Annotated in this window: 10 protein-coding genes and 2 pseudogenes; 4 read left to right on the top strand and 8 right to left on the bottom strand. The window is 36.4% G+C overall.

Translation table 11 applies throughout. The features are described 5' to 3' along the window. The 8 genes and pseudogenes from AC1DTM_RS03900 to spoVFB form a co-directional block, all read right to left on the bottom strand. Positions 1–326 (bottom strand): annotated as a pseudogene (locus tag AC1DTM_RS03900) (cell division protein FtsK); the annotation flags it as partial. Positions 327–540: 214 nt separating this feature from the next. Then, positions 541–744, bottom strand: coding sequence for a YlzJ-like family protein (locus tag AC1DTM_RS03895; RefSeq protein WP_002111349.1), 204 nt, complete (start codon positions 742–744; stop codon positions 541–543). Continuing rightward, entirely contained in the window at positions 741–1490 is a 750-nt protein-coding gene (gene tepA, locus AC1DTM_RS03890; protein ID WP_002146116.1) for a translocation-enhancing protein TepA, read from the bottom strand. Before tepA ends, AC1DTM_RS03895 begins: the two co-directional genes overlap by 4 nt. 102 nt (positions 1491–1592) lie before the next feature. Then, entirely contained in the window at positions 1593–3263 is a 1671-nt protein-coding gene (locus AC1DTM_RS03885; RefSeq protein WP_016105958.1) for a ribonuclease J, read from the bottom strand. Positions 3264–3871: 608 nt separating this feature from the next. Continuing rightward, complete coding sequence (gene dapA / locus AC1DTM_RS03880; protein WP_002160752.1) at positions 3872–4750, bottom strand: 4-hydroxy-tetrahydrodipicolinate synthase; 879 nt, start codon at positions 4748–4750, stop codon at positions 3872–3874. A gap of 11 nt (positions 4751–4761) precedes the next feature. After that, positions 4762–5994, bottom strand: a complete 1233-nt coding sequence (dapG, locus tag AC1DTM_RS03875) for an aspartate kinase (protein ID WP_002160751.1) — start codon at positions 5992–5994, stop codon at positions 4762–4764. A 23-nt stretch (positions 5995–6017) separates the two neighbouring features. Beyond that, positions 6018–7064 (bottom strand): aspartate-semialdehyde dehydrogenase, encoded by a 1047-nt coding sequence (gene asd / locus AC1DTM_RS03870; RefSeq protein ID WP_002014577.1) that lies wholly within the window; start codon positions 7062–7064, stop codon positions 6018–6020. A gap of 150 nt (positions 7065–7214) precedes the next feature. Continuing rightward, positions 7215–7403 (bottom strand): annotated as a pseudogene (spoVFB, locus tag AC1DTM_RS03865) (dipicolinate synthase subunit B); the annotation flags it as partial. A gap of 364 nt (positions 7404–7767) precedes the next feature. Here spoVFB and AC1DTM_RS03860 point away from each other — a divergent pair. The 4 genes from AC1DTM_RS03860 to AC1DTM_RS03845 are packed head-to-tail and all read left to right on the top strand — an operon-like array spanning position 7768 to position 10300. Next, positions 7768–8043, top strand: coding sequence for a TIGR04197 family type VII secretion effector (locus tag AC1DTM_RS03860; RefSeq protein ID WP_016105960.1), 276 nt, complete (start codon positions 7768–7770; stop codon positions 8041–8043). Positions 8044–8084: 41 nt separating this feature from the next. Then, positions 8085–8441 (top strand): DUF3958 family protein, encoded by a 357-nt coding sequence (locus AC1DTM_RS03855; protein ID WP_477000048.1) that lies wholly within the window; start codon positions 8085–8087, stop codon positions 8439–8441. A gap of 3 nt (positions 8442–8444) precedes the next feature. Next, positions 8445–10061, top strand: coding sequence for a T7SS effector LXG polymorphic toxin (locus tag AC1DTM_RS03850; protein WP_477000047.1), 1617 nt, complete (start codon positions 8445–8447; stop codon positions 10059–10061). A 20-nt stretch (positions 10062–10081) separates the two neighbouring features. Further along, the gene (locus tag AC1DTM_RS03845) at positions 10082–10300 is read left to right on the top strand and encodes a bacteriocin immunity protein (RefSeq protein ID WP_003193833.1); all 219 of its coding nucleotides are present in this window, start codon (positions 10082–10084) and stop codon (positions 10298–10300) included. Position 10301 lies beyond the last annotated feature (1 nt).

Genomic DNA, 10301 nt, shown 5'->3' with positions numbered 1-10301 from the left:
AGGTTAAATAATGTAATATGACTAAACATTAATATTGCTAGTACAATTAAATAAACACCTATTAACCGTTTATTTAAAAGGTTTGGCCATCCACGCTTTATTACAAATGCAACAGATAAAGCTATTACACCTAACACACCAATTATGTACCACTCACCAAAGAAGAAGCGAAAAAATAACACAAACGATTTACCTACAACACCTAGCTGTAAAATCGTAATAATTGAAAGTGCAAAAAGAGTCAACCCGACGATTTCATAATACAAAGTTGGCTTTATCGTACGTCTTGCCTTTGCCTTCGTCCCTCTTTGCTTTTGTTTTGCCATTTCTTCACCTCGTGTTCTAAAAATTAAGTACAACTTCCTTATAAAAAAGTTCTACTTATATGTCTTTCTCTCTATTTTTCAGGTCTTTATATCTTCTATTTTTACACTTCTTGTAAAATGTTAAATAAACAGAAGAAAGCAGCCTACTCATGGCTGCTCAACCGTCTTGTTTTGTATATTATACCATAGCTCCTAAACAAAATCCTTCTTTTTGCTAAAAGGTAATTTTCTGTCCAGGCTCAAAATCTAGGTAGTGAGACGGATTCGTACTTAATACACGTACAATAGAGTAACATTGATTATCCTCCTCAGAAACCACTAATTCCACGCCATTTATATTCACAACTTTTTGGCTTTCGCATTGTGAATAATCGGCCGGATACACAAGTTGCTCCGGCATAATTGTATATAAAATCATTGTAGCATTGTCCCTTCTGCACTATTATCCATGCGTTCATCAATTAATTCGTTTAATTTTCGAAGTGCGCTACCAATACCACCGACACCATCTATAAGACCATACTTCACTGCATCTCCACCTATTACATTCGTCCCAATATCTCGCGTCAAATTCCCTTTTGCAAACATAAGCTCTTTAAAACGATCTTCCGTTACTTTCGAATGCTTTGTCACAAATCGAATGACTCTTTCTTGCATTTTATCCAAATACTCAAATGTTTGCGGCACACCTATAACAAGACCTGTTAAACGAATCGGATGAATTGTCATCGTCGCTGTTTCGGCAATAAATGAATAATTAGTCGAGACCGCAATCGGTACACCGATTGAATGCCCTCCTCCTAAAACAAGAGATACAGTTGGTTTTGAAAGCGAAGCCACCATTTCAGAAATCGCTAACCCAGCTTCAACGTCACCTCCAACTGTATTTAATATTAACAGTAAACCTTCAATTTTTGGATTTTGTTCAATCGCGACAATTTGCGGAATGATGTGTTCATATTTTGTTGTTTTATTTTGTGGTGGCAACTGAATATGACCTTCCACCTGCCCAACAATTGTTAAGCAATGAATACGCGATTCATTCATTTGTGGTACATTCGTCTGTCCAAGTTGCTGAATTTTCTCCACTATAGAAGCCTCTTTTGGAACTTCTTTCGGCTCAGCTTCTTTTTCTTCATTTGTATAACGATCACGTTCTGTCATATCGCATCCCCTTTCACTCGTATATAACTATTATTTCTTAAGTTATAAATTTCATTCGATAGGGTTAAAAAAGAAAAAGATCACCTGTAAAGGTGACCTTCTTTATACTTCCATAATAATCGGTAAAATCATTGGCTTTCTCTTCGTTTCTTCGTACAAGAACTGGCCTAATAATTCACGAATATTTTGTTTCAACATAGACCATTCAATTGTATACTCTTTAATTGATTGTTCAACAATCATACGTACAATATCTGTGGATCGTTCGATTAATGCTTCTGATTCACGAACATATACAAAGCCGCGTGAAATAATTTCTGGACCAGAGATTATTTTCTTTTCATCCTTACCTAGTGTTACAACAACAACTAAAATTCCATCTTGAGATAACATCTTTCTATCTCGAAGAACGATGTTACCGACGTCACCTACACCTAATCCATCAATTAAAACATTGCCAGCTTGCACTTTACCAACTAATTTTGCTTCATCGTCACCAAAAGCAATTACATCACCTTTTTCTACGATAAAGATATTCTCTCTCGTAATACCTACATCTTCCGCTAAATATGCATGTGCTTTTTGCATACGAAACTCACCATGTACGGGTACAAAATACTTCGGCTTCATTAAATTTATCATCAGCTTTAATTCTTCTTGGCTACCGTGACCTGAAACGTGAACTTTTCTTTCACCGTAATAAATAACCTCAGCACCAGCTCTAAATAACAAGTCAATAATTTTTGATACAGATATTTCATTTCCTGGAATTGGAGAAGCTGCAATAATAACAGTATCACCTTTACGAATTGAAATTTGTTTGTGAGCTTGCTTCGCCATTCTAGAAAGGGCTGCCATCGGTTCCCCTTGACTACCAGTCGTTAAAATAGCTACCTTTTTTTCCGGGAAATTGTCTATTTCTTGTAATGAAATAACCATACCTTCTGGAACATCTAAATAACCAAGACGTCTTGCAATATCTACCACTTTTACCATGCTACGTCCTACTACTGCTACCTTCCTTCCAGTTTCRGCAGCTGCATCAAACACTTGTTGAATACGATGTACATTGGAGGCAAATGAAGCAACAATAATACGTCCTTCTGAACTATAGAATACTTTAGAAATCTCTATACCAACTTCTTTTTCCGAACCTGTATAACCAGGACGTTCAGCGTTTGTACTATCAGATAACAAGCAAAGCACGCCTTCATTTCCAATTTGCGCCATTTTCCCAATATCTGCTCCACTATTTCCGATTGGAGTTTGATCAAATTTAAAGTCTCCTGTATATACTACAGCACCTTTTGATGTATGGAAACAAACACCCACAGAATCCGGAATACTATGTGTCGTTCCGAAGAATGACACAGTTGTTGAATTAAACTCTACTGTTGAATTCGAGTCAATTGTTTGTAAGTCTACACGGCCTAACATTCCTGCTTCGCCAAGCTTTTCTTGTATAAGTCCTACCGTTAATTTCGTCGCATATACTGGAATAGATAATTTACGAAGCACATAAACAATTCCACCAATATGATCTTCATGACCATGGGTAATAAATAGTCCTTTTACTCGCTCTTGATTTTCTACTAAATATGTAATGTCAGGAATAACAATATCAATCCCAAACATTTCATCTCCCGGGAACATCAATCCTGCATCTACAATAAAGATTTCAGAATCAATTTCAACACAGTACATGTTTTTTCCGATTTCACCTACTCCGCCAAGCGCAAATACTTTAACAGACTCATTCTCTTTTCTCTTCATGTTGTTGCCTGGTTTAAAAATCTTGCAAACACTGATTTCACTAAAATTGCAGAGACACCAGGGGAAACTCTACAACCACCATATATTCACCGTCCAAGACGAATGTCCTTACCGTTATGCGATATCATGTCCTTGTTAATTTTTTAAACCAGGTTTCACCTCTCTTTCATTATATAAATCAAATATCTTATTCGATATGATATGAAAATTTCATTGAATCGTAATTTTTACCAATTTTGCTAAGCATACCCGTACTAAGCTACTTAGCCATATTATACCTGATACAAGAAATAGAACACAAGTTAAATTATGCGAAAGACAAGAGAAGACGCTAAAGTGAGGCTGTAATTTTCGGGGGGGATTTTCATATCATACTCACTATTTTTCCTACGTAATAGGAGTTTAATGGAAAAATATTCATGTAAGTTCTTTACATAAACATGAAACGATATTCACTAAAAAAATCTTATCTCTGTACTCCGTTTCTAACTAATCCTACACTCTGCCATCGCCTTCTTATTACAGCCTATTAACTATAGCTAATTTTCACCACTTACATATAGTTAGTCAAAATAAAAATGACCTAGTTTCACACTAGGTCATTTTTATTAACGAGGAATAGATTGCATTACAGATTGTAACGTTACTCTTTCTTCTTCCGTTAATGGAAGAAGTGGTAAACGTACAGAACCTACATCTAATCCAACCATTTGTAATGCTGTTTTTACTGGTGTTGGGCTTGGCGCCATAAATAGTGCATCCGTTACTTTTACTAGTAATTGATGTAATTTCTGCGCTTTTTTGAACTCTCCAGCTTGGAATGCAGCAATCATTTCTTGCATTTCATTCCCGATAACATGAGATGCTACAGAAACAATACCTTTTGCTCCAATTGCCATAGCTGGTAATGTTAAACCATCATCACCGCTGTATACTGCAAAGTCGTCCGCTGTTTTTTCAATGATTTCTGTCATTGTTAACACATCGCCGCCTGCATCTTTAATCGCAACAATGTTTTCTATTTCTGATAAACGAACAACTGTATCAACGGAGATTTGTACAATAGATCGCCCTGGAACATTATATAGCATTACCGGAAGCGGCGTACTTTCAGCGATTGTTTTAAAGTGCTGGTACATCCCTTCTTGACTCGGTTTGTTATAATACGGTGCCACTAGCATAACTGCATCAACACCAACTTCAGTTGCCTTTTTTGTTAAATCAACAGAAGCATGCGTATTATTGCTACCTGTTCCAGCGATTACGGGCACCCTTTTATCGACAACAGATACGACATGGCGATATAACGCTACTTTTTCTTCTGATGTTAATGTAGGAGATTCTCCAGTCGTTCCTCCTACCACGATTGCTGTTGTACCGTTATCAATTAAATAATTTACCAATTTCGTTGTCTTTGCAAAATCGATATTATCGTTTTTATCAAACGGTGTTACCATCGCGGTTGCAATTGTCCCAAAATCTATCATGATCTCACTCCTTATTGTTCCAGTTGCTTTTCTTTTGAAAGCTCAAATGCACTATGTAATGCATTCACAGCCTCCACTAAATCGGCTTCTTTTACAAGAACCCAAATTGTCGTATGACTATCTGCTGATTGCAGAATTTGAATACCTTTTTCCGCTAAAGCTGTGACAATTTTCGCTGTAACCCCTGGAATACCTGCCATTCCAGCACCAACGATAGAAACCTTCGCACAATGCTCTGTTACAACTGGATCATATCCAAGTTGCTTTAAAACCTCAACTGCACGCGCTGATACACTATCCTTTACTGTGTAAGCTACACCGGTAGGAGAAATGTTAATTAAGTCCACACTAATCCCTTCATTAGCCATTTCTTTAAACACGTGTTGTTGTAAATCATATGCAGTTTCTTTTGCAAGCACTTTAATTTGCGTTACATTTGACACATGGGCAATCCCTGTAACAGGACGCTCTTCTACATCCTGCCCTTTTGTAGCACCATCATATGCCGCAATAAGCGTACCTTCACTATCAGAATACGTAGAACGTACACGAAGTGGTACTTTTGCATGCATCGCAATTTCAACCGCACGCGGATGAACAACTTTCGCACCTTGATAAGCCATGTTACAAATCTCGTTATATGTTACAGTTTGAAGATGACGCGCATCTTTTACGATACGAGGATCCGCAGTCATAACACCTTCAACATCTGTGAATATATCGATATATTCAGCATGAAGCGCAACACCTAATGCTGAAGCTGAAGTATCACTACCTCCGCGGCCAAGTGTTGTCGTATCTCCATTTTTCGTTTGACCTTGGAATCCAGTAACGACGATAACATCTACATTTGCTAACTCTTCATGTATACGATCGCAATTCATTTCAATAATCTTAGCATTCGTAAAGTCATTATTCGTTACAAAACCAGCTTGTGCACCATTTAATGCTGCTGCTTTTATACCATTCTCATTCAACATGTTAGAGAAAACAATTGCTGAGATTAATTCTCCGCATGATAATAATAAATCTTGCTCACGTTTAGAAATATTAGATTCCTCTTGATTTACAAGACTTAATAACGTATCAGTTGCGTACGGTTCACCTTTACGGCCCATTGCTGATACGACAGTAACTACTTTATAACCAGCAGCTAACGATTTTTTTATATGGTGAAGCGCATGCTTACGCCCATTGTCATCACGTACTGATGTTCCACCAAATTTTTGAACAATAATTTTCATATTTTGCACCTTCTCTTAGCCGTTTACACTAATTGTAATTTTACTAAGCGCTCTGCAATTTGAACAGAATTCCATGCAGCGCCTTTTAATAAGTTATCAGATACGACCCAAAGATGGAATCCTTTATCATTATTTAAATCTTTACGGATTCTTCCAACGAATACTTCGTTTTTACCTACTGCAGTAGCTGGCATTGGATATAACTGCTCTGCTGGATTATCTTGCAGTACAATACCTTCTGCATTTGCAAGTAAGTTTTTCATTTCTTCTACTGTTACGCCTTCTTTATCTACTTCAATGTACACAGACTCGGAATGACCCGATACAACTGGTAAACGTACACATGTCGCAGCTACTTCTAATTCAGGCATATGCATAATTTTTTTCGTTTCATTAATCATTTTCATTTCTTCAAATGTAAATCCATTATCTTGGAATTTATCAATCTGTGGAATAGCATTAAAAGCGATTTGGAAATGCTTTTCGTCACCTGATACAGGTAAAACATTCGCCTTTACTTCTTCGCCATTTAAGATTGCTTGTGATTGTTCATGAAGTTCTTCAATAGCTGCCGCACCAGCACCTGATACAGCTTGATATGTGGAAACGATTACTCGTTTTAAACCATATTGCTGGCGAACTGGCTCAAGAGCTACTACCATTTGAATTGTAGAACAGTTTGGATTTGCAATAATACCATTATGTTCTTTTAAATCATTTTCATTTACTTCAGGTACAACAAGTGGCACGTTTTCTGTCATACGGAATGCACTTGTATTATCAACAACAATTGCACCGCGCTTTGCTGCTTCTGGCGCTAATTGTTTCGATACAGATCCACCTGCACTAAATAGTGCAATATCTACTCCTTCAAAACTTTCAGGAGTTGCCTCTTGAACTGTAAATTCTTCGCCTTTAAATACAAGTTTCTTACCTGCAGATCGTTTAGATGAAAGTAACGTTAACTTCCCAATTGGAAATTCTCGTTTCTCTAAAGTATTTAACATTTGTTCACCAACTGCGCCGGTTGCTCCAACTACAGCGACATGAAAAGTTTTTTGCTTTTCCATCACTATGCCCCTTTCTAGATACCAATCCTTCTATAACTTAGAATTAGAAGGAGCTTACAATGCCCCCTCTAATCTTAATAACGTTAATTTTATCATATTCTACAGTAAGAATGATGGTTTCAACAAAAATTGTACGTTTTTTTTCGTTTTTTAATTCATATATCTGAATTTTTCTACAACAACAGGTTGTAATTGTTTTCCTTGTAACGCTTCTAATACTGTATCTTCAAGTAACTCCATACGAGCTACCATTGAGTTCGGTTTTTTCTCTGGTGCATCTTGGCCGAATGGTACGAAGTAAATGTCTTTTGTAGCCATTAGGCGCATTAGGTTGACGCCAACATGGTAGCGACAATGAAAATGTGTAGTTTTTTCATTACCTTCTATTATATATGTAAACAACATGAGAAATTAGATTTGTTTAATTCCCTAAATTGTACATATAAGTCATTAGCATCAATTTATTAATTTCCCCTTAGTGTTTTACCTCTACGTTATACTACATTACCTATTGAGAACTATAACAAACACATTTGTTGTAAAATACATTTTTTTTGAGGAAACTTTAACCATTCATTGTTATAATTATATCTGCAATATTTTCCCAGGAGGGTTCCCATAAAGAGCAATAGGATAATGGACATACATACTAGGCACTCCCCTTCTTTAATACGTTCATAGAAATATAGAAAGGGTTTATACGATGGGACAATTTCAAAGTAATTTTCAATCGGCACAACAAATAGCTACGCAGATGAGAGCAGCTTCGGATACAATTCAAAGTGCAACAAATCGTCCTATAACAAAGGCGACGCGTACAACACTATCTGTTAATTCCAAAGCACAAGAAGCGAATCAACAAATGTTAGATTTTACGAAACAATTTTCCACTGCCTTTCAACAAGCGGTCGATAATATTCATTCGGTAGCCAAAGAGTTCGAGAGAATGGATTACGAACTTCACAACATTTTTCGCTAATGTGACCATCTTTGTAAAGATAGAATGGTAGGAGGAAAAAGATGGATCGAGATATCGAAAACCAAATTAAACAGTTAAATCAAAAGTTACGAAATGTATTTGAAGAGCAGGACCGAAATCAATTCGCGATTCAAACTCAGGAACAAGTGGAAGCAGATTTTTTTGAATGGAGAGGTCGAAACCGTCGTTTGTTTGATCGAATTTTAGGAACTTGGCATGGTGATAGAGAAATGTCTCAGTTTTTTATGAATACGTATCAAGATGCACAACATATTGAACGAAAAGTYACATTTGAATTGGAAAACAAAAAAGAAACATTGCTTAAAGAAAGACGAGAYCTTAGTGATTTAGAAAACGACCTTTCCTATCARCAACAACAATTAGYAARGGAGGTTTAATKCATGAGTTTAAATATGTATTTGGGAGAAGTACAAARCCARACTCAAAGCATGAAYGCTGTATGTACCGCTACCATTCAAGGTATGGAACAAGCCATTCAGTCGATTGACGCTTTTGCAATTGATACTGTTCTACAAGGACAAACATATAGCAGTGCAAAAGCATTTTTTGTACAAACCTTTCGTCCTTTAGCACAAGGGATCATTTATTTATGTGAAGAATTAATTGTTCAGAATGATGCCTTTCCAAGTCAATTTGCATCAAAGGTAGCTTCAACTGATGTTATCGAACAAGAAATAAGAGAACAAATACAGAAAATCAATCAATCGATTGCAAGTATAGAAGCGATAGATGTAGCTATGCCAATGCCAATGTCTGGAATAGACGCAATTGTGGCTGTTTTAGTTGCGATGAGAAAAAAACTTGAAGAAAAACTAGAGCATTTATATGAATTCAATTATACTTCTAGTAGTAATTATGATACTGCACTCCAACTAGCCGCTAACATTGCGACGGGTTTAGCGGAAGTCCAAAGTGGAAAAGGTTTTAGTCCCGTAAGTGGTACATTTAGTACACAGGGATTGAATATGGACTGGACGACTTCCATTCAAAAAATGACAGAAGCTAAGGCACGCGAAGCGGATAATTTTGTAAATAACAATTTATCAGATGATAATATCGAAGAAGGTACAATGTATGATACCCCCCCTGAAAAATCTATGCTTAGAAAAATTTGGGATGGTATATACGTTGGTTCTGGGGAAGTTATTGGAGGTATTGTAGAAGGGTTTGATTCATTAGATGATACAGTAACAAAAGAAAATATTAAGTATGCTATAGGTCACCCTTTAGAGACGGCATATACTATGTGTAATACTTTTTCGGATTCATTTATGAATGATGTTTGGCATGGTGATTTAGAAAGTGGTACAAAGTGGGGAACAAATATTTTTATGGGATTTGGGTTAGGATGGATTGGGGATAAAGGGATAAGCAGAGTAGGGAAAGTAACTACACTCGGTGAAGGTACGAATCTAGCAAAATTCTCAGAAGGTATCTCGTCTGTTTCGAATCAAATACCATTGAAAGATAGATTTGCTTTTGCTGGTGGAAATATCATAACCAAGATACCTCAAAGCGAACTAAATCAAGCCTATTATAATTTTGCAAAGACTACAATTTCTAGTGCGGAAAAAAGAAAATCTCCAGGAACAGTAACTTCAAGTTTTAATCTTGAACGAAGTTTAGGGACTCAAAAGAAATTAATGTATAATAATGGTTCAATTGGTGTTATTCCGCAAGAAATTCGAAATAAGTTGGTTGGAAAGGAATTCAAATCATTCGATGAATTTAGAGCTGAGTTTTGGAAAACAGTTGCTGATTCGAGCTACGCAAACGAATTTAATCGCATGAACAGGATGAGGATGCTGGAAGGTAAAGCGCCTTATACTCCCGGATCAGAGCAGTATGGAGCACATAAAGTGTATGTCTTACACCACAAGCAACCTATTCATCAAGGGGGCGATGTCTATAACCTTGATAACTTAATTATTGTATCTCCTAAGACTCACCAAACCATCTTAGACCCTGCTTATCATTTTGGAAAAAAAGGGTTATAAATTTATAAGGGGTAGATAACATGAACAGTAAAATGACTAAAGATGAGCTTATTAAACTTGTAGAACAAATATGTGATCCTAAATTACCAGATGAGTTGGGTAGTAAGTATATTGATATCTTAAAGGCGAATGTGCCTCACCCAGCTCCGAGTGACTTGATTTTTTGGGATTTTAGAGACTTAACTCCAGAAGAAATAGTAGAGATTGCTTTGAACTACAAAGAAAAAGAAGAGAAATAAA

It is taken from the genome of Bacillus sp. P4_D3 (assembly GCF_056401855.1).
This window is presented reverse-complemented; position numbering and strand designations above follow the sequence as displayed.